Raw genomic sequence first — 22,543 nt, forward strand, 5'->3', positions numbered from 1 at the left:
GGGCTATCATTCCTGTATGTTTTTCACTTTTTTATCTTTCAGATTCAAACCGTGCTTTTTAGCGATATCCATCAGGCGCTGCGGCTGGCTTAAGTCAGCAGCCGTCTTTTCGAGATCACCGATCTGCTTATTCTTCTCAGATACTTTCTCCTCCAGTTTTTGCACCTCAATATTGGATTGGTACGCCGCGTATGCCTTTGATACGATAAACATTGATGTGGAGAGAACGGCAATGGCAAACAGGACGAGCAGCACCTTTTCCCCGAGTGTAATGGAAGCCCTCTTTTTGACAATCACCTTTTTTTCGGGACTTATCACTGGCCGTTGTTGTTTTTCCTGCTGGTAAGCTAAGTTGCTCATAGGCTGATGACCTCCTTTAATGTTGTCATTTGCTGCCCGTTATTTTCGTTTCTCCGCAATGCGGAGCTTCGCTGACCGGGCGCGGTTATTTTCTTCAAGCTCCTCTTTTGATGCCGTAATGGGCTTTCTTGTAATCAGCTTTAATTCCGGTTCAAATTCTTCCGGTATCACAGGAAGACCCGGAGGCAGTTCGGGAAGTGATGATTTTTCCTTGAATGTCGTCTTGCACATTCTGTCTTCCAGCGAGTGAAAAGTGATCACAGACACCCTTCCGCCCGGCTTCAGCACCTCTATCGCTTGCAAGAGGGCCTCTTCAAATACTTGAAGCTCGTCGTTTACGGCGATTCGTATGGCTTGGAATACACGTTTGGCCGGATGACCTCCGCTTCTTCTTGCCGGAGCCGGTATCGCGTCCTTTATTAGATCGACCAGTTGGCCGGTTGTTTGAATAGGCGTTTTTTCTCTTGCCTCTTCAATTTTTCGGGCGATCTGCTTGCTGAATTTTTCTTCTCCGTATTTAAAGAAAATCCTCACAAGGTCCTCATACCGCCATTCATTTACGACTTCTTTCGCCGTAAGGGCGGCCGACTGGTCCATCCTCATGTCCAGCGGTGCGTCATGATGATAGCTGAATCCCCGTTCCGGTGTATCAAGCTGCGGAGAGGATACTCCTAAATCAAATAAAATTCCGTCGACACTCGTAATGCCGTGTTCATGTAAACACTCTTTTAAATAACGAAAGTTGCTTTTCACCAGAATGAGCTGTCCTTTGTATTCGGACAATGTTTTCTTTGCGTTTTCAAGTGCCGTGTCATCTTGATCAAAGGCGATCAAGCGTCCTTTTTCCGATAATTGCTGCAATAAATATGTACTGTGCCCGGCGCCGCCAAGGGTGCAGTCCACATAGGTTCCGTCCGGTTTGATATTTAAACCGTCGACGGTTTCACGAAGAAGTACTGTCTTATGCTGAAACATTTGTGTCGGTCCCACCTTTATCAGGAATGAATTGAATTGTCAGTTGTTGTTGTGATGCACGAAGATCCATTATATATCAAATCCAATCATGTTTTCAGCAATTTCAGCGAATGAATCTTCTTGCTCTTCTGTGTATTGTTCCCATATTACCTTACTCCACAATTCAATTCGATTGGAAACCCCGATGACAACACATTCTTTTTCCAGTTTTGCGTAATTCAGAAGAGATGACGCAATATTAACCCTTCCCTGCTTGTCCAGTTCGCATTCGGTCGCACCGGAAAAAAAGAATCGGGTAAATGCGCGGGCGTCTTTTTTGGTGAGCGGCAGAGCCTTCAGCTTTTCTTCAATCAGCTTCCATTCATTCATCGGATAGCCGAAAAGGCATTGGTCCAGTCCTCTGGTCAGCACAAATTGCTCACCAAGGCCTTCTCTGAATTTTGCGGGTACGATCATGCGGCCCTTTGCATCAACAGTATGCCGGTATTCACCCATAAACATGATAAGGACCCCCACTTTCTCCCCTAAACTCACCACTATCCGCCACTTCTCTCCACAACCTCATTTTACACTGTTTACACATAAAAAAAAACCCTGAACTATTCAGGGTTCTTTAAAACTTTATTTCAAAGTTTGACAATCTGATGTTGGTTTTGAAAAGAAAATGGCAGATGTTTGAAGGTTGTGAAGAATTTTGGACCGTAGCGGTTCAGATAATACATCACATTCCAAATCCGTTCCTGCGGAGCGCCGAGCGGTCTGATGCTGTTTTGGATTCTTTCATAGTCACGCAGCACAAAGCCTTCTTTTTCTTCAATTCTTTTCGTTACCGTCCGTTCTAAAAACAAGATCTGATCTTGAATGAAGGCGGCATTCTTCTGTAAGAGCGGCTCAAGGCTTGAATCGACCTTCAGCGCTTCGTCCCTTGCGCGTTTATGGACAGCTTCAATCTGCGACTTCGCCTGTTCCATTACAGAAGAAAACTCTTCCGGAATCTGCTCTTCAAAATAAGTGTCTTTCAGGTGTCCGGTGCCGTGTTCGATCGCTTCCTGAAGCGGGATATTCCGTTCTGAAAGCTTCTTTTCAATATGGCGCTCAAGAATCGTAATGTTCAGTCTCGGCACTACCGGAGTCATGCGAAAGCCCATTAATGAGAAAGCCCGCTTCAGCTCACCCCAATAATTGATCTCCCCCGGTCCCGCGATAAACGCCAGAGTCGGGATGAGAAACTCCTGCATAAGCGGCCTTGTCACAACGTTATTGCTGAAACATTCCGGTTTTTCTTCCATATGGGTATGAAGCTCGTCGTTCGTCCACTTCAGGTCAAGCTCCTTAATGACAAAAACGCCGTTTTCTTTTTCAATTAAGAAACGCTCTCCCTCATGTTCGTAAAACAGATTGGCCTGATCTTTGTCCGATTCAATAATCGGGTGATAACCGGCTTCCCGCATAAAACGCTGCTGGTCTGACACGGCTTTGGCAAGCTCATGATTGTGTTTTAAAATCTGCTGAAACATACCCGTTTCCAGCTTTTTAATCCCCGGATCTCCCGAATTCATCAGAATAAGGCCTTCTTCTTGAAACAAGTCGGCGATCAACAGCTCAAAAAAGTCCGTGAATGTCTCTGATGAGCGTAAACATCGCTTCACGTTTTGAAGGAGTGTGTTTGTGTGATCCGTCTCCTCAAAAGCAGCGAACACTTCATCAATCCAAGCCGCGCATTTTTCCTGATCAAGCTCGGTTTTAGCCGCCGATGTTTTTTTCCAGTACGACTGCGGCAGTTTCTGTTTCACCGGACCTTTATTCTCTGTTGACGTATGCACAAAATTGATTTCTTCCAGATCGTGATCTTCACCCGCCACCCAGAAAATCGGAACAACAGGAATCTGCAACGCCTCTTCCTGCTGTCTGGCAAGTACGATAATGGAGATAATTTTATGTATGGTGTAAAGAGGCCCCGTTAAAAGACCGGCCTGCTGGCCGCCTACTACCGCTGCGCTTTTTGGATCTCTCAGTTTTTCGATGGAGGCCTGCATGGCGGCGGAGTAAAATTTTTCGTGATAGGAGGATAAATAATCCGCTAATTCCTCTCTGGCAAACGGCCGCGAAGACAGGTCATGAAGCCGCTTTTGCCATACGTCCTCTGAATGAATATCATAATCAAAAAATGAAGACATGTTTTCTCCATCTATATAGTGCTGCACAAACTTATTTTGACTTTTGATGGAAAGTTCAGTTAGCTGCATCTGTCTGGAACTTCCTTTCTCCAATAAATAGTTAGGTTTCCGAAATGAGTATAGCATGTTACCGGAAAACCTCAAAAGACTTTGTTTCAGTTTCTTTCTAACGCTTTTATGCTGCGGTGTAAAAACGTGAGATGAACGGCCGGCAATCCGCGGCTTTCCGCTTCTTTTACAAGGTAGCCGATAATCGCATCGGCCTCTGTCCGCCTGCCTGCCATGATATCGACGAGCATGGAAGAATGATTTTTTTCCGTCAGTCTGCAAACTTCGCAAACCTTGTTCCACGCTTTTTCTCTATCGGCGAGGCCAAGTATTGTCTCCGCTTCTTCAAACACGTTTCTCATATACTTTTTGTAAGCGTCATTTCTTAACAGCTCTCCGTTTTTCACGCGCAGCAATGCAGTTAACGGGTTGATGCATACATTTATGATCAGTTTTCCCGTTAAAAGCCGATACCAGTCGTTTTCATCATATACGGGAAAATCCCGGTGCATGCCGGAAAAGATGCTTTTGAGCGTTTCCGGCCGGGATGCGCTGAATACACTCCATCTTACGGCTCCCGCTCCCGTATGTTCAACGGCATGATCTGATATCTTTTTTGCTCCGTGCTCAACAGTGCCGACATAAAGCGAATGATCCGTATGCCAATCTTTAATGTCGTGTATGTGTCCCATGCCGTTTTGCAAAAACAGCACATTCGTCCCTTTTATCGTCTCAAGATCCCGCAACACAGCACTTAGCTGGTGCTGTTTAACGGCTGCGATTAAGAGGTCGAATCCGGAAATGATGCCTGTTTGCGCTCTGCATGCCGCCGTACATTCTATTCCGTCTTTCAAAAGCCGTATACCGCCTGAGTTAATCGCATCAGCCTGCTCCGTCCGCCGCGTAATGACCGTTACCTGATGGCGGGACGATAAGTAGTAAGCACATAAAAGGCCTACCGCTCCGCCGCCGATAATTCCGATTTTCACACTGTCACACCCTATATCTGCATTTTTCCATATTATCATAGCAGAAGCCGCCGCAAATTACTTCAATTTCGTTTTGAGCAAAAAGACTGGCAAGCATATTATAGTTGGAATTTTCAATTAAAGCGTTTACAATAATGGTAGAACACAACAAAGGGGGAGTTTGTGTTGAAAATAGAGCGACTGCTCATCAACTTTAAGACACTCGAAGAATTTAAAAGGTTTAAGGAATACGGGATGCAGGAGCTGTCGATGCTTGAAGATCTTCAGGATAATATCATTGAAAATGACAGCACCTCGCCTTTTTACGGGATTTACTTCGGGGATAAACTAGTGGCGAGAATGAGTTTATATCAGGTAAACGGAGGCGCGAATCCGTATTTTGATCACCGTCAGGACTTTTTGGAACTTTGGAAGCTTGAGGTTCTTCCGGGCTATCAAAACAACGGATACGGAAAAGCGCTTGTTGATTTTGCAAAATCCTTCAGAATGCCGATCAGGACAAATTCACGCATGAAATCAGCAGATTTCTGGGATAAGATGAATTTTGAGCCCGTTAAATATGATATGGCGCGTGATAAAGGAGAAAATCCTTATATTTGGCATCCCGATATGGACGGTGAAATGACATCCGGAGAAACGGCATAATAAAAAACCGGCGGGGCGCCGCCCCCAGGCCGGTTCATTTTACAGGCTCTGCGCCGATTTTCTGTCGTCTTCTTTTGAATTGACCATCCTTCTCGCTCTGTCCATAATGTCAATTAACGCTTTATAATCTTCTTCCGTCATCTCCAGCTTGTTTCTCAAGCTTTCATTTTCCTCACGCAGATCCTCGACTTCTTTTTGCAGCGCGGTCAGCTGTTCTGTGAGTTTTTCTTTTTCATGACGCACATCCGCTGCGGCTGGCGACTCTTTAAATTGCTGCAGAAACAAAATGACATCATCAATGGATAGCTCTTTTTCTCCTTCCGCCCTGCGGATCGGAGGCTGTTTGACGGTTCCCGGCAGATTGGCGGAATGCACCCCGATCTGCTTTCTTAATTCCTTCCGCTGTTTTTTCGCCAGTTCTATCCCTGACTGATATTGTTTTCTGACATAAGAATTCCATCTGAACCCGCAGGCGGCAGCCGTTCTCGTCAGCGCTCTGCCGACTTCTTCAAAAGCGGAAAGCTGGGTCCCGCCTTCCCGAATATGCCTGAGCACCACTTCTGCCAGCAGCAAATCTTCATCTTGCGTCCACGCGTCTTGTCTCGTTATCGTCAATCGTATCTCCCTCCATATTTGCTCATTTACCTCATACATATGCCGCTGATAGATTAGATAGACTACTGGGGCTCACAATTTTTTCGGCGGGAGCAGGCTGGAGGGGCAAAAAAAAGAAAAGCGCAGGAACCAAGATTCCCGCGCTTTTCTTCATACATTAATTGCTTTTAACATTTATGTCTTTGCCGTTGTATGATCCGCATGCTTTACATACACGGTGAGACAATTTCATCTCTCCGCATGACGGGCATTCTGTCATACCAGGTACATTTAGTTTGAAATGTGTACGGCGCAATCTTTTTTTCATTTTAGAAGTTCTTCTAAAAGGTACAGCCATTATTCCCACCTCCTTAAAGAGTTAAGATTCATCATCTTGTGTTAAGAGCTTTTTCAGATCCGCAAGTCTGGGGTCGATTTGATTTTTCTTGTCTTCCTCAGAAATCACTTGCCAATCCTTCCCCACTTGGGGAGCGGCTCCTTCTTTTTGTTCAGTTTCACAAAAGACTTGCATAGGAATTTCTAAAAGAATCTCTTCTTTTATGATCGGAGTTAAGTCGACGGTATCGTCTTCAGCAAAATGAACGTCCTCATCTTCTATATCATCCGACTTATGAAATCTAAACAGTTCTTTTGTCGCGATTGTAAATGGATACGGCACATCAACTAAAGTTCTTGAGCACGGCAAAACCATTTCGCCTGAAATCGTAAAGTCAAACGAAACTTGCTTGGATTCAATCTCCGCGCGGCCCTTCACCCGGACGGGAGAAATGCGGCGGATGTCAGAATTCAATTTTGTCAGCTCATTTAACTCAACTGTTTCATCAAATTCAAAGCTCTTTTTCGCCATTTGATGAAGCTGATAAATCGTCCATTTCATTTGTATCACCTCAGGAAAGCAACAAACATGATTATAGCTTTTCAGAATGTTTTTGTCAATATTTTTTCTTTACAGCATAATGCCGCCGTCATGCAATCGTTGACAGCCGGATAGGCTATGCATACACTAAACGAAACGGACTAAAATATGCACTTCATTTGCAAATGTACCACACGAAGCAAAACATAGCAAGAAAGGCGGGACAAATATGAAAGCAGTCGGCCTGGTTGTTGAATATAATCCCTTTCATAATGGACACCGCTATCATGCGGAACAAGCAAAAATCAAAACGGACAGCAGCGTCGCGGCGGCGGTGATGAGCGGCCCTTTTTTGCAGCGCGGGGAACCGGCCGCCGTCTCAAAGTGGGCCCGGACAAAAATGGCGCTGGAAAACGGCGTGGATATCGTCATTGAGCTCCCTTATATATATGCCGTACAAAAAGCGGAATTATTCGCGCGCGGCAGCGTTTCGCTTCTTCATCATTTAGGATGCAGCAGCTTGTTTTTCGGCAGCGAAAACGGGCGGATCGAATCCTTTCTTGAAGCGTCTGAAGCGTTCAGCCGAAAGGAAGATGACTGCAGCCTGATTCTGAAAGAGGAGCTGAAAAAGGGTCTCAGCTATCCGGCCGCCGCCTCAAAAGCTTTTTCACACATATTCAAAGGGCGGGACATGCTCGATTTGTCCAAGCCGAACAATATTCTCGGTTTTCACTATGTTAGAGCGATACACACCTCCGGTTCCGCTATGAAGCCTTATACGACAGCCAGAATCGCTTCCCAATATCATGACGCCGAGCTTCCCGGAGATAACAGCCGGATAGCCAGCGCAACAAGCATCCGGAAAGCGCTGATAGAAAAAGGAACGGCGGCCGCAAGGAGCTTTCTCCCGGAAGCGTCTGCGCGTGAGCTGGAGGCATACAGAAAATCATACGGAATATGGCACAGCACGGAAGACTATTTTTCATATGTAAAATACAGCCTCAGCACTCTTTCCGCTGAAGAATTGAGCCGAATCTATGAAGTGGAAGAAGGCCTTGAGCACAGAATTCTGCGCACCATCAGACAAGCCCGATCCTATCGCGAAATGATGGAACGATTGAAAACAAAACGATACACGTGGACGAGGCTGCAGCGGATGAACACGCACATTCTGACACGGACGAAAAAAGAAGACATGCATCGGCTCTTGCAGCCTTCAAGCGCTCCTTATATCCGTCTTCTCGGAATGACGAAAAAAGGACAGGCGTACCTGTCGGCAAAGAAAAAAGAGCTTACCGCACCTCTCGTCAGCAAGCTCTCTTCTTTCTCTCATCCCGCTCTGGATCTGGACATACTGGCGGGACGGGTTTACAGCCTGCCGATAAACGAACCTGAACGCACATTGTTTGAGAAACAGGAATTTTCACAAGCGCCGATCCGCTATGATGAAGACGAAAAGTGTTTTTTGAATGCGTAAAAAAAGCACCTGTCTGTATCAGGTGCTTTTTACTTTCAGCTGATCCAAATAGTCAAGTGCGTCCTGCATGGTGTCGACAGGGACGATTTTCATATCGGACTTGATTGCTTTCGCCGTTTTTACCGCATTTTTGTAATCAGAATTTTCAGCTCCGTTTTGATTCGGCGCAAAGAAAATATCTTTTCCCGCTTTGTCTGCGGCGACGACTTTCTGATCGATTCCGCCGATCGGTCCGACTTTGCCGTCCACGTCGATTGTCCCCGTTCCGGCTATATTATAGCCTTTTGTTTCGTCAGGTTTTGTCAGCTGGTTGTAAATTTCTAAAGACATCATGAGACCCGCAGAAGGCCCGCCGATGTTTTCAATGCTGAAATGAAGATCCGGCTTCACTTTCACGTTCCGGTCCGTATATAATGCGACACCGATTCCCGCTCTTTTCGGGTCGTCCGGGAATGATTTCAGCACAATGTCAACGGTCTTTTCTTTCGTGTCCCGTTCAATGTGAAACGTTACTTTTTCCCCCGCTTTTTTGCTGCTGATATAATCAATCAGCTTTTCAGCGGATTCGTATGTTTTCCCGTCCGCGCTGATGATTTTATCACCGACCTCTATTTTTCCTTTTGCCGGCATGTCAGAGACGACTGAGCTGGCATAAATGCCGTTAAATGAGTATTTCACCTGTTTCCCGGCTTTTTGATAAGCGGCAATGACCGCGTTTTCTTGGGAGCTTTTCATCATTTGCAGCTGGCGCTTCATATAATCCGAGTCCGATTCGCCCTCTTCTTTTATGCTTTCATCAGGGACGATTTCTTCGTAAGGATGCACTTTCGCCCAAAGATATGTATACGGATTGGCGGGGCCTACTTTGACAGTCATCAAGGAAAGGCTTCCTTTTTCAGGATAGCCTCCGTCCACCTTAATCAGCGGTCTCAGCTCTGATGCTTCTCCCGGCTGTGTGATGTAATACGGAAGCTTAATAAATGTAACAGCGATTAATAAGATCAGGATGATAAACACCCAGCGAAAATGTTTTGCTTTCATATGAGTTAGCCCTCCCAGTTCTCTATTTCTTGTTTAATCCGGCCGATCATCCGGTCTGCGGCTTCTTCGCCCGCTGTGATCATATGATCAATGTTGGCAAAAGAACTTGAGCTGAATGATTCAAGAGAAGGGCGGATCATGACGTCTGCGGCAATGGTCTGGTGACGGACCAATTCATTTTGCAGTATATCCATACTTTGCATGATTACATCAAAAATATGTGCCGCCTTTTCCGTTTTTTTCACCCGGGATACGTCAGAGGCGATGACGATATCAGCACCCATATCTTTTACGGCGGAAACCGGGATTCTGTCGACCACCGCGCCGTCGACTAACATACGTCCGTTCATTTTTTGCGGGACGAAAACGCCCGGTATGCTGATGCTCGCGCGGACGGCTTCGGACACTGAACCTTTCGTAAAAACGAGTTTTTCGCCGGTCTGAAGGTCGCAGGCCACGATGCCGAGCGGGATCCGCAGTTCTTCTATCGGCTTGCCGTACGTATAGGCATGAACGAGCTGCCTGATGCGGTCTCCTTTTAAAAATCCGAGCCTCGGCATCGTATAATCCGCGTACAGCCGCCGCTTAAATGCTTTGGCGACTTTTTTCATCGTGGCCACGTCATGCCCGGCCGCATAAAAGCTCCCGACTAACGCTCCCATGCTGCTGCCGGCAATCATATCAATTGGAATCTGATGCTTATGTAAACTGGATAACACTCCGAGATGAGCGATGCCTCTTGCCCCTCCCGAACCTAACGCTAACCCGATTGTAGGTTTGGCCAACGCGACGAACCCCCTAATAGACATCCTATACATGAATTCTATGGTCTAAATTGAACCCCTATGCTCGTATATTAGTACAGGATGACAAATAGGTACTTGCCCGGCCGCCTTTAAGGTCTGTTCTATATTTTATCATGATATAAATGTCAGTGTGCAATTTTAGCATCGGGGAGGTAAGAATGAATTTGTCTAAGTTTCATACATTTTTGATTTCATTGTTTTTCATTTTTTTGACGGCTACGGTTATTTCACACCCTCAGGCCTCATTCGAAGCCTCCAAAACCGGTCTTTCCATGTGGTGGGAGGTAGTTTTTCCTTCATTGCTTCCGTTTTTTATTCTATCTGAGCTTTTAATCGGATTCGGCATTGTCAAATTTGTCGGCCTTTTACTCGAACCCTTTATGCGTCCCATTTTCAGAGTGCCGGGAGTCGGCGGATTTGTACTGGCTATGGGCATGGCTTCAGGCAATCCGGCCGGCGCGAAGCTGACTGCACGGCTGCGCCAGGATAAACAAATCTCCAGAGTAGAGGCTGAACGCCTCGTCTCTTTTACCAATTCATCCAATCCGTTATTTATATTTGCGGCTGTGGCAGTCGGCTTTTTTCATAACGCGTCTCTCGGCATTCTGCTGGCATCGGCTCACTATCTCGGAAACATCGCCGTCGGCCTGACGATGCGTTCATACGGACGGAAAGAAGAAGCGGCGTATACCGGTAAAAAGACGATCGCTCTCCCTTCTCTGAAGGAAGCATTTCTGGCCCTCCACAAGGCGCGGCTTTCGGAAAAGCGGCCGCTCGGAAAAATTTTGGGCGACGCCGTCACCTCTTCTGTACAAACCTTGCTGATGGTGGGCGGTTTTATTATATTGTTTTCGGTGTTCAGCCGGTTATTATCAATCGTACAAGTCATGGATGTGCTTTCTGTATTTACAAACGCGCTGCTTTCGCTTTTTCATCTTCCGGCAAATCTGGACATCCCTCTTATCAGCGGAATGTTTGAAATTACACTTGGGAGCAAGCTGGTCAGTGAAGCTGATGCCGCCTTGCTGCCGAAAGCCATGATTGTGAGTTTTATTCTCGGGTTCAGCGGCCTTTCCGTACAGGCCCAGGTAGCCGGCATTTTATCGGAAACAGATATCCGCTTTAAACCGTTTTTCGCGGCGCGTATCCTTCAGGGCATTTATGCCGCACTCTTTATTCTCTTACTGTGGAAGCCGCTTTACCTTGCGTTGGACGAACCTTACCAGTCCGTATTCCTCCCTTTCCGCGATCAGGACGCAGGATCTGCTGCCGTCAGCGGATGGAATACACTTGTTGAAACCGGTCCCGCCATCACGCTGACAGCTCTCGCCGTATACGCATTGATTTATTGTTACAGGCTGTCAGCACGGACAAAAAAAGGATGAGACGCCAATCAGCGCTTCTCATCCTTTAAATTTCTGCATCAGCGCCTGTTCAACTTCCGGAGGAACAAACTCTGAAACAGGCCCGTTATATTTTGCGACTTCTTTTACGATGCTTGAACTTAAAAAAGAGTACTGATTGTTCGTCATCATAAAAAAAGTTTCTATTGATTCGTCGAGCACGCGGTTGACGGAAGTCCCCTGCATCTCATATTCGAAGTCAGAAACGGCTCTGAGCCCCCTGATAATCGCCTTCGCCCGCTTTTTTTTCGCATAGTCGATTAACAGTCCCTGTGACGTCTCGACCGTAACATTCGGTATGTCTTTTGTCACTTCTCTTAACAGCTCACATCGTTCCTCTACTGTAAACAGCGGCTGCTTAGAAGAATTATTGAGCACGCATACGTACACCTGCTCAAACACGTTTGCCCCCCGTCTGATAATGTCCAGATGTCCGTAGGTGACGGGATCAAAACTTCCGGGACATACAGCTATACTTGCCACATCATTACCCCCTATTTCGGTATATCGTCACTCCTGTAAGCCCGTAAATTTCCCTTCTTGTTACAGAAAGCGCGCCGACGGCTTCAGGAAGCGCAACGGCTTTATCATGCTCGGCTACGACAAAACCGTCTTCATTCAGCATGTTCTGCTCATCAATCATTTCGATAAGCGCTTTCAGCTTTTGTTCCTTATACGGAGGATCTAAGAAAATTCCGTCAAAACCTTTTTCCCGTTTCGCCGCGGCATAGAGGGCCCGCTCTGCATCATTGCGGTATACTTCCGCTGAAGACAGCAGATCAAGCGCTTTGATATTCGCTTTTACCGTTTGGATGGCTTTGAAATCACGATCCACAAAGATACAGCGGTCAAATCCGCGCGACAGCGCTTCAATCCCGAGACCGCCGCTCCCCGCAAACAAATCAAGCCCCGTTCCTCCGTCAAAATACGGGCCGATCATATTAAAAATAGACTCTTTTACTTTATCCGTCGTCGGCCTTGTTGATGTGCCCGGCACAGCCTTTAAGGCTCGTCCTTTTCTTGAACCGGAAATTACTCTCATTATTCACACCACTTTTTCTGAAAACTTTGATGTTTCTCATCGGCTGAGCCGTTATGTATCAAAACAATCCCTATCTTATCATAAAGCATTCTTTCAAACAATGAACGTGAAAAACGTGTATACATATTCACATTCCTGTCAAGACTACGTGTAACAGCATCAATGAATGATGTTGTTGCCAACCGCGGAGAAGACTTACGTTTCCCCATAAGTTCTTCCTCCGGTTTCTCCTCTCCCTTTTCCTTCTCCTTAACTTGTTAAGGAATAGAAGGACCCCGCAGGTATCTGCGGGGATTTTTTTATATACCGACTTTATAATCGTACTCTTTCGCCTTATCAAGCTTTGATTCAAATTCCAGCTTTAAAAAAGGTTTATAAGAAGGCTCTACCTTCTTCACATATGAATAAGAAGAAATCTTTTCCATTGTTTTTTCGATTAGGTCCATATCGCAATACAGCACAACGTATTTCAGCCGCTTGGAAACATAATGAACGTTGCCGAATTTTCTCAGCATTTTGCTGTGTTTTAAGGAATGCAGATATACGATTATGCCTTGGCGCTTATTTTCCATCATGATCACCCGCCTGACTTTCTGTTCATTTTATGTAAAAGACGAGACGGCCGTCTCGTCAGGAAACTTTGCATCCGCAGCCGCCGCCGGAACCGCACCCGCCGCCGCAGGATGACAGGCCGTCAAAATAAGGATTCCCCGTCGGAACTTTTACATGCTCCGAGACGGCCGTTCCGAGTTCAATGCTGATCTCGTCAAGCAGCGACTGAAGCTCAGTCTCCGCTTTTTTAAATTCGGCCACCTTATCGTTTAAATCCAGTTCCCGTTTCATTTCTCTCATTTTGCGGGAAATCTCTCTATAATCAGGATGGTATTTGCCAAAGCGCTGCACATCCTCATACTGCTCTTTAACGCTCATAAAAGAACGAATGATCCGCCCTGCCTCTTCATCTTCACGGAGACGCTTGTAACAATCGCGGTAATTTTCAGCCGTCTCAGACTGCAGAATCATGCCGGCAAGCTGCTCCGCTTCACTTTGAAGCTTGACGGACTCAATTGTTGCATACATAAATACGCACCTCCAGTTGCTAGTTTACCATGAAACCACCCAATTGGAAAATGCGGCGTTTAAACGCTTTTTAATCCTGTGAACGCATGGCGTGAACCATCTGCATCATCATCTGCGCCATTTGAATCCCGTTTGAGAATTGGCTTACCCGATGCGGTATCGTCTTTTCATAAAAATTCATCATGTCAAGCTGAAAGGAATTGAGATCGTCCGGTTTTCTCGCAAGTCTGCGGTACCAGACGGGACGCTGCCGTATAAACCGTTTCCGTTCCTCATCTGCGGATATGAATTCCTGAACCTCTTTTCGCATACACGATCCCCTTCTTTAATCCTTTCTGAACGAAAAAGGATGTTGTCCGGAGCCTTGCCGGGGCTGCTTCGTGCTGCTCCCCGAAAATTGGCTTAAAAGGCTTTGCAATGATGAAATGGATTGGCTCATTTTATTGATCTGCTCATTCATTTGGTTGATATCCATCTTTTTGACGGCAGTGACCATTTTTGAAACGAAATCGTTTTTTTCAGCTGGTTCCTGTTTGGTTTCCGCGTCGGAAGAAGGCTGAACGGCCTCGTCTTTAAAAGGGTCCCATATCGGATCATCCTCGCCCAGAAGAACCCAGTTTTCATAGACTTCCTGCCAGCTTCTTTGTTCCTTGCGAACATTTTGGATCAGTTTGGGATGCTTTTTTACGAATTGTTTAAAATCATCGATTGATTGCCGTGATTGCTGATTCGCCACAATTCTCACCCCCTCCGAAAAGTTTTGCCTGCTATAATGTATCGGTTCATGCGCCTTAATGTTCGCCTAAATTGCGAAAAAAAGCAGGTATATTTTTTTCAACAGGAGCGCCGCTCGCGAAAAAACATAAAAAAACCGCGGGGGACGCGCCCCTCTGCGGTTTTTTACTGCCAAGGCTTAATGAAGTTTTGCGTATAATACTTCTGATCAACGCCGACACCGAGGTGCGTATAATCCGGGCTTAACAGCGCCTTTCTGTGGCCTTCGCTGTTCAGCCAGCCCTCAACGGCTGCAGGACCGTCCACATAGTTGTAGGCAATATTTTCACCGGCCTCCCGGTATTTCACATCGCCTTTTTCCAAGCGGTCCTTCAGAGTCCCGTATTTCTTTGAGACGTGAGAGAAATACTTGTTATCCTTCATGTCCTTGCTGTGACCGAATGCCACTTTTGCGGCGCCTTCGTCCCATTTCAGCCTTGCAAGTCCGTGTTTTACGCGGATGACATTTGTAATATCGAGAATCTGCTGCTCACTCGCTCGTTCAATGTCGTTCCATTTTTTATCAGAAACAGGCTCGGGTTCTGTCAGCTTTCCTCTGTACATGACCTCATACGGCCTTTGTTTCACAAGTGTTTCCGCATCAAATGCCCTGATGCTTGACAGATTCCCGTCAAATTTGTCCATGTACAGCTGAACATACATTCCGCCTATCTTAACGGTGGGACGGGTATTGATATCTTCTTCAGAAAACTCGAACCGATACGTGTTTCCCTTGTCAGTCACATTGACAAAAGGAGAAACCTGCGTCGTTTTAAAAACTTCGCCAGTCGATTCGCCGATCTTAAACGGTTTTGCGTTGATGCCGCTTCCCGAAGCGTATAAAGTCACGGCTTTATCATTCAAAATACCGACTTGTACGTATTGGTCTTTCCCCTGGTTGTACACCCACCACTCGTAATCGTAGGCAGAAGGATCTTTCCGGGACGGTTCCCCAAGTTTCTTTTTCACATCGGCGGCAGATTTCCCCATGAGAGAAAGCAGTCCGGATGACGGCATTTTCAGCCGTTTTCCGCTCTCTTCTTCATTGGAAACCTGAGGCTCCTCCTGATCCGTCTTTTTCTGAGGAGCCGATCCATATTGTATAAACAGAACATACGCTCCGTAAATAAGCAAAAGGATAACGAGAGCCCTTGCGATATTTTTCAACCTCTCACCCCCATATGTTCAAACCGTTCTGTTTTTGTTTACTCTTATACAGTACAGCCTATTTGCATCGTCCGTGATTTATGTTTAATGGATAAACCCCTCCGGACCGCCGTCTTCAGAAATGTCAGACAGCACTCGGCCTGCTTGCTCATTTGATTGCTCGGCCAACGAAAGATCGCCGAGCGTAACAATGCCGACCAGTTTTTTATCCTTTGTGACGGGAATTCTTCTGAGCTGATGTTCAGCCATCAAATGGAGCACCTCCTCCACAGAGGCGTCTTCTTCTGCACTGATAACCCGCTCTGTCATTGCGTCGGTTATTTTTTGAGAGTTCGGCTTTTTTGAAGCAATTCCCCGTAATACGAGATCTCTGTCTGTCACGATCCCGACAAGTGTGGCGCCGTCTTCATCCACTATCGGAATGGCGCCGACATCTGCGTCTTTCATCTTCACCGCAGCTTCATATACATTATCTAATACTGTACAATATTGCAAGTCTGACGTCATGAGCTTATTGATCTTTGTCATTGCGGAATTCCTCCTTTTTTCTGCTACTATTGTCGTCAAATTTTTCTTTTTGCATACTTTCACCGTATGAATCATTGAAAGTGTAACGCTTTCATACTATGATTGTCAGGAAAGGGCATTTTTAAAAGGAGGGGGAAGGTTTGAAGTTTGAAAACAGCGGTCTTGAAGGGGTAACAGCGGAGCTCAGCCGCTTGAATGATCTGATGGAAGGTAAAGGGGTCATTCTGGCTGGACAATGGGATTATGAAAGAGTGACTTACGACAAAAAGTTTTCAGTACCTGAGGGGACATTTTATCTGCGGATTCAAGGAACGGCAAAAGAGGGCGATGTCGGCGGCAGCCGGGCCGTGATTCAGCTGAAGGCCCCTCTTTTAGGAAAGCATTATTATCCGCACGGCGTAGAATACGGCAGCGCTGAAGAATTTCCGGAACATGTCGTCGCTGAAAGCAAAGCTTTACTGCTTGAATTGGAAGAGTCATTAAAAACAGTGCAAATGTAATAAAAAAGTACAGCATATTCTGCTGTACTTTTTTTATGAGACGGTATGCTCGATATACGGCGGCTCTGACAGCGTATCTTTTTCCCGTTCCGTTCTGACCCACTGAAAAAAGATGACAGCCAAATATGTTCCGTAGACCGCCTCTTGAATGATTTTCATCAGCACTGCCCCAAGCTGCTGATCTTCCAAAGGAGGTAGCGTGTTAAACATCTCCGGCCCGGATAAAGGGATCTCCTCCAGCAAATCTAAAGGAACGCAAAGCTTCATTGCTTCGGCCCAAGCCGCCGGATCTGTATACGTGGCATACATGGGCGCCCCGCTGAACATAATGAGCGCGCAGGCCGGCGTTAACAAAATCCCGTCTCCCATAATATACCCCAGCTTCATTAAACCGCTGAGACGGGGCAGACCGTCCACCTTATGCACAAGCGGCCACCACATAAAAAACGCCGTTACAAAGATGAGTCCGTTCATCAGCGTGTGATACAGCGAATCCGTTTTGACGAAATCAAATATAAACGGAATGTGATACATTGAAAAAATACCGTTAAACAGCACTAATGCGATAAGCGGCATTGAAAAGAACGAAAACAGCGGCTTTACGACAGGACGGAAGATCAGTTTTTTCCATGCCCAGCCGGGAATTCCGGAAATCAACAGCGGCGGTACGACTAAAAACAGAACCGCCATCTGCGCCATATGGGCGCTGAACATCACATGGCCCAATAAATCAACCGGACTTCCCGCAGCCGCGTAAAAAAATAGCGCGGAAAGCACAAACAGCACCTTCTCCTTAGCGGACACACGTCCTTTATGCCGGCTGCACCAGTAAAAGTAAACACCTGTTATCACGGCAGTTATACAAAACAGATACGGGCTCCACATTGCGCGAAACCCGAACATTTCCAAATTAATCAAATCTCTCACTCCCCGCCGTCCCGATTACCACCAAATAATCGTGACAAATGCAAGCACGGTGATAAACGCGACAAATATTCCCGAATACAGAAATAATGACGGCGCTTCATGCCCCTTCTGGCTCATATGCATAAAGTAAAACAGCTGAAAGATGACCTGGATGACCGCAAGCAGGATCAGAAACGGCATCGTAAACCATCCGGCAATGCCGTCAGCAGCCACCGTCAAAAACGCGACAAGCGTAAGGCCGATCATCAAACCGAAGGATATGACCTGATATTTCATCTCCTCGGCATTTTTCTTTTTTCGATATTCGAGATCCGTACTGACAGTCCCTCTGTTTTTGTTATCGTCCATCGTTATCCCACCATCCCCATCAAATATACAACGGTAAAGATAAAGACCCACACGACATCGATAAAATGCCAATATAAGCTGGCCACATAATATTTCGGCGCATTATAAAGGCTGAGCCCTCTTTTTGCATTCCGGATCATGAGCGCGCTGATCCACAACAGCCCGAACGCCACGTGTGCTCCGTGTGTGCCGACGAGCGTGTAAAACGCTGAGCCGAGCGCAGAGCTTGTAATGGTAAAGCCGAATTCGTGAGTGTAATGCATAAATTCATAGATTTCTACCCCTAAAAATCCTGCTCCCAATAAAACGGTAACCAAAAGCCACACCTGCATTTTTTTAAAGGAGAAATTTTTCATATGATACATCGCATACACACTCGTTAAGCTGCTCGTTAAAAGAAGCATCGTCGCGATAAATACGATCGGCAGCTCAAACATCTCAGCCGTTGACGGCCCTCCGGCTTTAGATTCCCGTAAAGCAAGGAATGTTGCAAATAGCGAGGCGAACAGAACCGTTTCCCCGCCGAGAAACAGCCAAAATCCCAAAAACTTATTTTTCCCCTCCAGCGTTGCTTTTTCAGGAGAAGCCGGAAAGGTTTCAGCCGTCATTTTTTCCTGCAGCTGCATTACGCCTTCACCCCTTTATCATCATTCGGCAGATCTTCTTTGTGAATATGATAGCCGTAATCATCGACCACAGAGCGAAGCAGCATGGTAAAGAATGTGATGCCGAGCCCTATGAAGATAACCGGAAGCCCCCATGAATAATCGGAGTGGTATAAAAACCCGAACGCTGCGACAAACAGCCCGAAAGATATGATAAACGGCATGATGGAGCCGTTCGGCATATGAATGTCCTCTACAGGCTCTGCAGGCGCCATCCCTTCATTTCCGGCCTGCTTTTCAATCCACAGCGGGTCAAGTCCCCGGACAAACGGAAGCTGTTTAAAATTATATTCCGGCGGCGGCGAAGAGACCGCCCATTCAAGCGTACGACCGTCCAGCCACGGGTCGTTCCCGACGTATTTCCCCTTTATTGAGGTATAAATAATATTGACGACGAGTAAAGCAGCCGCGCCCGCCATGAAAAACGCGCCGATTGAACTGATCAGGTTGCCGGTATCAAGCCCCTGGCCGGGCAGATATGTGTAAACGCGCCGCGGCATTCCCATCAAACCGAGGAAATGCTGAATGAAGAAGGTAAGATGAAACCCGATAAAAAATAAGACGAACGAAATTTTCCCCATCGTTTCATGAAGCACCTTCCCGAACATTTTCGGCCACCAGAAATGCACGCCCGCCAGGATGCCGAACACAACGCCGCCGATAATGACATAGTGGAAATGCGCTACGACAAAATACGTATCGTGGAACTGATAATCTGCCGCTGCGGCCGCCAGCATGACACCCGTGACTCCTCCGAGTACGAAAGAAGGAATAAAGGCGACGGCATACAGCATAGGCGTCGTGAATTTGACATTTCCTCCCCAGATGGTCAAAAGCCAGTTGAAAATTTTAATGCCCGTAGGCACCGCGATCGCCATCGTCGCAACCGCAAATATCGCATTAGCGATCGGTCCGAGTCCCGTCGTAAACATATGGTGAACCCAAACCATGAACCCGAGAAAGCCGATCAGCACGATCGCAAAGACCATAGACGAATAACCGAACAGACGTTTCCTCGCAAATACGGGAATGATTTCTGAAAAAATCCCAAAGGCTGGAAGAATCAAAATGTATACTTCCGGATGCCCGAAAATCCAAAACAGATGCTCCCAGATTATCGTATTGCCGCCCAATTCAGGATTAAAGAAATTCGTTCCGAACAAACGATCCAGCATCATCAGCGCCAAACCGACGGTGAGCGGAGGAAATGCGAATAAAATGAGTGCCGACGCCACAAATGTCGTCCACGTAAACAGCGGCAGTCTCATATACGTCAAACCCGGCGCCCTCATATTAATAATCGTGGCGAGAAAATTGATCCCCGCAATCAGCGTACCTAAGCCTGATATTTGTAGGCCGAGCACGAAAAAGTCTATGCCGTGCCCTTTCGAATTCAGCGCAAGCGACGCGTACGACGTCCATCCTGCATCAGGAGCGCCTCCTAAAAACCAGCTCAGATTCAAAAAGATGCCTCCGAAGAAAAACAGCCAAAATCCGAGCGCATTCAAAAATGGGAACGATACGTCACGCGCCCCGATCTGAAGCGGCACAACCGCGTTCATCAGCCCGAATAACAGCGGCATCGCCGCCAGGAAGATCATTGTCGTGCCGTGCATCGTCATAATTTCATTAAACTGCTGAGCACCCATAAAATCGTTCCCCGGCCTCAAGAGCTGAATCCTGATAAGCATGGCCTCAAGTCCGCCGACGACGAAGAAAAATCCCCCGGCGATCATATATAAAATCGCGATTTTCTTATGGTCAACCGTCGTCAAATAATCCCAAAGCAAAGAGCTTTTTCTTTGCTGTCCTGTAAGCGTATTCATCATTTACGACCTCCCCCCTGATATCTCCCTGTCCTCACTTGTTCTCCGCTTTCAGCCCTTTTAAATATTCATACAGCGCATCCGTTTCAGCGTCCGAGAGCTTCGGATAAGTGCCTGTCATTTTATTGCCCGGTTTAATGCTGTCCGGATTTTTCAGCCAGGCTTTTATATTCTCTTTATCCGCATCCTTAATGCCGGCCACTTTGACCCGTTCACCGAAGGTAGCGAGGTTCGGAGCCGTTCTTGCCGCTTCAGCCCGTTTATCATTGGGCTCAACCGCATGACAGCTCAGGCAGTTTTTTTCCTTAAACAGCTCTTCTCCTTGCGCGGCTAAACCGGAATCTGTTGTATGCTTATAATTTTTCATCGCTTTCGTCCATTGTTTAAATTCTTTTGACGGCAGCGGTTTCACTTTGAAATCCATCAGCGCATGTGAAGGTCCGCACAGCTCTGCGCATTTCCCGAAGAAATATTCTCCCGCTTCTTTGCTGCGTTTAGAATCGAAGGTCAGAAAGAAAGTATTGTCATTATCCGTATTCGTATCGATTTTTCCCCCGGCTGACGGAATCCAGAAAGAGTGTTTCACATCTGAGGACTTCAGCTTGAAATAGACGCGTTCATCTGTGGGAACGATCAGCTCCTGACTTGTCACAAACCCGTAATCAGGATACTCGAATTCCCACCAGTATAAATTCGCCCTTACATTAATCACGAGCGCATCCTCTGCTTTACGGTTTTTCTTATCCATCGGCGACGTATCCGCCAGCGCCAATGTATCGATGACAACCGGAATGACAAGAATAATCAGAAGCAGGATCGGAATAACGGTCCAGGTGATTTCTAAAAAACGGTTCCCCTCCACCTGTTTCGGTATCGTGTCTTCCCCTATACGCGACCGTCTGAATCTCACAATGACGTAAAAGAAAATAACTGCTACGACCGCAACGACGACAACCATGATAAGTGTGCTGAGCACCGTCAGATCATATTGTTTATCAGCCACTTCGCCGGCAGGCTTGAGTGTGGACAGAAACGGTTTTCCACAGCCGCTCAATAAAAGCGGCACTAAGGCTAATAATGATAAAAGACGCCAACGCTTTAACATTTCACCCAACCCCTTTTTTGAATCAGTACGAGATGCACAAGCAGTAAATCTGCTTCCAGCCGAAATACTTCTTTTCCTCATTTCTTAAAATATGAGATTTTTTACTTAAAATTCCATCTATGTATAAAAGCAAAGCCGCCTGATTAAACAAAAGGTCAAGGCGGCGTTTACTAGTTGTCATTGTTTGTTTTGGCGATCAAACAAGCTCATTATTCAATTAAAACAGCGTAAAGACCACCATCGCTACAAAATAAATGGTCATGTAATTAAGCGAATAGACAAACATAAGAGTTGCCCACTTCATGATGTTTTTCATGCGGAATCCCATCAGTCCGAGAACAAGCCATCCGACATTCAGCAAAGTGCCGAGAATGACGATCGGAAGACCGAGACTGCCGAGGAAAAACGGAAGCGGCAGCAGGCATGCGACCCAGACGATAATCTGTCTTTTCGTCACTTCAAAGCCGTGCACTACCGGAAGCATCGGAATATTCGCAGCTCGGTAATCTTCCGTCTTTTTAATCGCAAGCGCTAAAAAGTGCGGAATCTGCCAGATGAATAAAATCATGAATAAAACCCACGCGACAACACCGATGTGCCCTTCAACCGCTGTCCAGCCGATTAACGGCGGCACGGCGCCTGATACACTTCCGACAACCGTATTAATCGTATAACGGCGTTTCGTCCACATTGTATAAAGAACAACGTACGTAAACACGCCGATAAAACCGATGACTGCTGCCATCACGGTGGTCATCAAAAGCATGATAAGTCCTAAAGCAATGAGTAAAATTCCTGACCACAGCGCTTGATTCGGCTGAATCTTTCCGGTTACCGTCGGTCTTACTTTCGTGCGTTCCATTAAATGATCAATATCACGGTCGTAATAGTTGTTAACCGCACAAGAACCGGCGATGATCAAAGAAGATCCTATTAATGTAAGAAGCACGGTGTTTAAATTGCCTAAAAAACTCAGACCGGATATATGTAACGCAAGCCACATGCCGGTAAAAGTCGTAATTAAATTCGAATTGACGATTCCTATTTTGATAAGCGAAAGGAAATCCTTCCATGCCGTCGTCTCTTCAATCTGTCCGTCTATAGCTGTATCGTTTAAAATTCTGGAATTAGCCATAACGTAAACCTCCCTTACAAACCTAAAGCAGGTTTTTTAAGACCTGCAACTCTA

29 protein-coding genes are annotated in these 22,543 nt (G+C 46.4%); 4 read left to right on the forward strand and 25 right to left on the reverse strand.

Annotated features, from left to right (window positions below):
* Positions 1-6: 6 nt before the first annotated feature.
* From ftsL to AC3WTF_RS01725, 5 genes are all read right to left on the reverse strand, one after another.
* Positions 7-360: a cell division protein FtsL gene (gene ftsL / locus AC3WTF_RS01705; RefSeq protein ID WP_003154442.1), complete on the reverse strand. Its 354-nt coding sequence runs from the start codon at positions 358-360 to the stop codon at positions 7-9.
* A 39-nt stretch (positions 361-399) separates the two neighbouring features.
* On the reverse strand, positions 400-1,335 hold the full coding sequence (gene rsmH, locus AC3WTF_RS01710; RefSeq protein ID WP_020955783.1) for a 16S rRNA (cytosine(1402)-N(4))-methyltransferase RsmH: 936 nt from the start codon (positions 1,333-1,335) through the stop codon (positions 400-402).
* 69 nt (positions 1,336-1,404) lie between these two features.
* Positions 1,405-1,836 carry a division/cell wall cluster transcriptional repressor MraZ gene (gene mraZ / locus AC3WTF_RS01715; RefSeq protein ID WP_007409703.1) on the reverse strand — a complete coding sequence of 144 codons (432 nt, stop codon included), beginning with the start codon at positions 1,834-1,836 and terminating at the stop codon, positions 1,405-1,407.
* Positions 1,837-1,961: 125 nt separating this feature from the next.
* Complete coding sequence (gene bshC, locus AC3WTF_RS01720; protein WP_492314164.1) at positions 1,962-3,581, reverse strand: bacillithiol biosynthesis cysteine-adding enzyme BshC; 1,620 nt, start codon at positions 3,579-3,581, stop codon at positions 1,962-1,964.
* Between the two features lie 86 nt (positions 3,582-3,667).
* Positions 3,668-4,549 carry a 2-dehydropantoate 2-reductase gene (locus tag AC3WTF_RS01725; protein WP_032866078.1) on the reverse strand — a complete coding sequence of 294 codons (882 nt, stop codon included), beginning with the start codon at positions 4,547-4,549 and terminating at the stop codon, positions 3,668-3,670.
* A gap of 162 nt (positions 4,550-4,711) precedes the next feature.
* On the opposite strand from AC3WTF_RS01725, the gene AC3WTF_RS01730 reads away from it, so the two are divergent.
* On the forward strand, positions 4,712-5,194 hold the full coding sequence (locus AC3WTF_RS01730; RefSeq protein ID WP_007409700.1) for an N-acetyltransferase: 483 nt from the start codon (positions 4,712-4,714) through the stop codon (positions 5,192-5,194).
* Positions 5,195-5,233: 39 nt separating this feature from the next.
* On the opposite strand, the gene gerR is transcribed toward AC3WTF_RS01730, so the two are convergent.
* From gerR to AC3WTF_RS01745, 3 genes are all read right to left on the reverse strand, one after another.
* Positions 5,234-5,809 (reverse strand): sporulation-specific transcriptional regulator GerR, encoded by a 576-nt coding sequence (gerR, locus tag AC3WTF_RS01735; RefSeq protein WP_003154450.1) that lies wholly within the window; start codon positions 5,807-5,809, stop codon positions 5,234-5,236.
* Positions 5,810-5,966: 157 nt separating this feature from the next.
* Positions 5,967-6,146 carry a 50S ribosomal protein L32 gene (gene rpmF, locus AC3WTF_RS01740; RefSeq protein WP_003154457.1) on the reverse strand — a complete coding sequence of 60 codons (180 nt, stop codon included), beginning with the start codon at positions 6,144-6,146 and terminating at the stop codon, positions 5,967-5,969.
* Between the two features lie 21 nt (positions 6,147-6,167).
* Entirely contained in the window at positions 6,168-6,686 is a 519-nt protein-coding gene (locus AC3WTF_RS01745) for a YceD family protein (RefSeq protein ID WP_007409699.1), read from the reverse strand.
* Between the two features lie 208 nt (positions 6,687-6,894).
* On the opposite strand from AC3WTF_RS01745, the gene AC3WTF_RS01750 reads away from it, so the two are divergent.
* The gene (locus AC3WTF_RS01750) at positions 6,895-8,142 is read left to right on the forward strand and encodes a nucleotidyltransferase (RefSeq protein WP_007409698.1); all 1,248 of its coding nucleotides are present in this window, start codon (positions 6,895-6,897) and stop codon (positions 8,140-8,142) included.
* An 18-nt stretch (positions 8,143-8,160) separates the two neighbouring features.
* Here the strand turns inward: AC3WTF_RS01750 and AC3WTF_RS01755 are convergent, their stop codons facing one another.
* Both AC3WTF_RS01755 and AC3WTF_RS01760 read right to left on the reverse strand, forming a co-directional pair.
* Positions 8,161-9,183, reverse strand: coding sequence for a SepM family pheromone-processing serine protease (locus tag AC3WTF_RS01755; RefSeq protein ID WP_007409697.1), 1,023 nt, complete (start codon positions 9,181-9,183; stop codon positions 8,161-8,163).
* 5 nt (positions 9,184-9,188) lie between these two features.
* On the reverse strand, positions 9,189-9,968 hold the full coding sequence (locus AC3WTF_RS01760) for a patatin family protein (protein WP_014304961.1): 780 nt from the start codon (positions 9,966-9,968) through the stop codon (positions 9,189-9,191).
* Positions 9,969-10,147: 179 nt separating this feature from the next.
* Here AC3WTF_RS01760 and ylbJ point away from each other — a divergent pair, with 179 nt between their 5' ends.
* A complete protein-coding gene (gene ylbJ, locus AC3WTF_RS01765) occupies positions 10,148-11,374 on the forward strand; it encodes a sporulation integral membrane protein YlbJ (protein ID WP_003154466.1) in 1,227 nt (408 codons plus the stop codon).
* Positions 11,375-11,392: 18 nt separating this feature from the next.
* Here ylbJ and coaD read toward each other — a convergent pair whose 3' ends face one another.
* The 9 genes from coaD to AC3WTF_RS01810 form a co-directional block, all read right to left on the reverse strand.
* Positions 11,393-11,875, reverse strand: coding sequence for a pantetheine-phosphate adenylyltransferase (gene coaD, locus AC3WTF_RS01770; protein WP_007409694.1), 483 nt, complete (start codon positions 11,873-11,875; stop codon positions 11,393-11,395).
* Between the two features lie 4 nt (positions 11,876-11,879).
* On the reverse strand, positions 11,880-12,434 hold the full coding sequence (gene rsmD / locus AC3WTF_RS01775; protein WP_007409693.1) for a 16S rRNA (guanine(966)-N(2))-methyltransferase RsmD: 555 nt from the start codon (positions 12,432-12,434) through the stop codon (positions 11,880-11,882).
* On the reverse strand, positions 12,434-12,643 hold the full coding sequence (locus AC3WTF_RS01780) for a hypothetical protein (RefSeq protein ID WP_007409692.1): 210 nt from the start codon (positions 12,641-12,643) through the stop codon (positions 12,434-12,436). Before AC3WTF_RS01780 ends, rsmD begins: the two co-directional genes overlap by 1 nt.
* 90 nt (positions 12,644-12,733) lie before the next feature.
* On the reverse strand, positions 12,734-13,006 hold the full coding sequence (locus tag AC3WTF_RS01785) for a YlbG family protein (RefSeq protein WP_003154470.1): 273 nt from the start codon (positions 13,004-13,006) through the stop codon (positions 12,734-12,736).
* 58 nt (positions 13,007-13,064) lie between these two features.
* A complete protein-coding gene (gene ricF, locus AC3WTF_RS01790) occupies positions 13,065-13,514 on the reverse strand; it encodes a regulatory iron-sulfur-containing complex subunit RicF (protein WP_003154472.1) in 450 nt (149 codons plus the stop codon).
* 70 nt (positions 13,515-13,584) lie between these two features.
* Positions 13,585-13,824 carry a YlbE-like family protein gene (locus AC3WTF_RS01795; protein ID WP_003154475.1) on the reverse strand — a complete coding sequence of 80 codons (240 nt, stop codon included), beginning with the start codon at positions 13,822-13,824 and terminating at the stop codon, positions 13,585-13,587.
* A 15-nt stretch (positions 13,825-13,839) separates the two neighbouring features.
* Positions 13,840-14,250 (reverse strand): YlbD family protein, encoded by a 411-nt coding sequence (locus AC3WTF_RS01800; RefSeq protein ID WP_007409691.1) that lies wholly within the window; start codon positions 14,248-14,250, stop codon positions 13,840-13,842.
* A gap of 164 nt (positions 14,251-14,414) precedes the next feature.
* Positions 14,415-15,455: a CAP domain-containing protein gene (locus AC3WTF_RS01805; RefSeq protein ID WP_007409690.1), complete on the reverse strand. Its 1,041-nt coding sequence runs from the start codon at positions 15,453-15,455 to the stop codon at positions 14,415-14,417.
* 84 nt (positions 15,456-15,539) lie between these two features.
* The gene (locus AC3WTF_RS01810) at positions 15,540-15,983 is read right to left on the reverse strand and encodes a CBS domain-containing protein (protein ID WP_017417724.1); all 444 of its coding nucleotides are present in this window, start codon (positions 15,981-15,983) and stop codon (positions 15,540-15,542) included.
* Positions 15,984-16,123: 140 nt separating this feature from the next.
* Here AC3WTF_RS01810 and AC3WTF_RS01815 point away from each other — a divergent pair, with 140 nt between their 5' ends.
* Positions 16,124-16,483, forward strand: a complete 360-nt coding sequence (locus tag AC3WTF_RS01815; RefSeq protein ID WP_047935686.1) for a YugN family protein — start codon at positions 16,124-16,126, stop codon at positions 16,481-16,483.
* Positions 16,484-16,516: 33 nt separating this feature from the next.
* Here the strand turns inward: AC3WTF_RS01815 and ctaG are convergent, their stop codons facing one another.
* The 6 genes from ctaG to cyoE form a co-directional block, all read right to left on the reverse strand.
* The gene (gene ctaG, locus AC3WTF_RS01820) at positions 16,517-17,401 is read right to left on the reverse strand and encodes a cytochrome c oxidase assembly factor CtaG (RefSeq protein ID WP_492314165.1); all 885 of its coding nucleotides are present in this window, start codon (positions 17,399-17,401) and stop codon (positions 16,517-16,519) included.
* A gap of 24 nt (positions 17,402-17,425) precedes the next feature.
* The gene (gene ctaF / locus AC3WTF_RS01825; RefSeq protein ID WP_007409686.1) at positions 17,426-17,758 is read right to left on the reverse strand and encodes a cytochrome c oxidase subunit IVB; all 333 of its coding nucleotides are present in this window, start codon (positions 17,756-17,758) and stop codon (positions 17,426-17,428) included.
* A 2-nt stretch (positions 17,759-17,760) separates the two neighbouring features.
* Entirely contained in the window at positions 17,761-18,384 is a 624-nt protein-coding gene (gene ctaE, locus AC3WTF_RS01830; RefSeq protein ID WP_003154482.1) for a cytochrome c oxidase subunit III, read from the reverse strand.
* A complete protein-coding gene (ctaD, locus tag AC3WTF_RS01835; RefSeq protein ID WP_007611227.1) occupies positions 18,384-20,252 on the reverse strand; it encodes a cytochrome c oxidase subunit I in 1,869 nt (622 codons plus the stop codon). The genes ctaE and ctaD overlap by 1 nt, the downstream gene beginning before the upstream one ends.
* Before the next feature lie 31 nt (positions 20,253-20,283).
* Positions 20,284-21,354 (reverse strand): cytochrome c oxidase subunit II, encoded by a 1,071-nt coding sequence (gene coxB / locus AC3WTF_RS01840; RefSeq protein ID WP_327992457.1) that lies wholly within the window; start codon positions 21,352-21,354, stop codon positions 20,284-20,286.
* Between the two features lie 217 nt (positions 21,355-21,571).
* On the reverse strand, positions 21,572-22,489 hold the full coding sequence (gene cyoE / locus AC3WTF_RS01845) for a heme o synthase (RefSeq protein WP_003154486.1): 918 nt from the start codon (positions 22,487-22,489) through the stop codon (positions 21,572-21,574).
* Positions 22,490-22,543: the final 54 nt, after the last annotated feature.

The sequence above is a fragment of the Bacillus sp. EB106-06-01-XG163 genome, assembly GCF_058791615.1.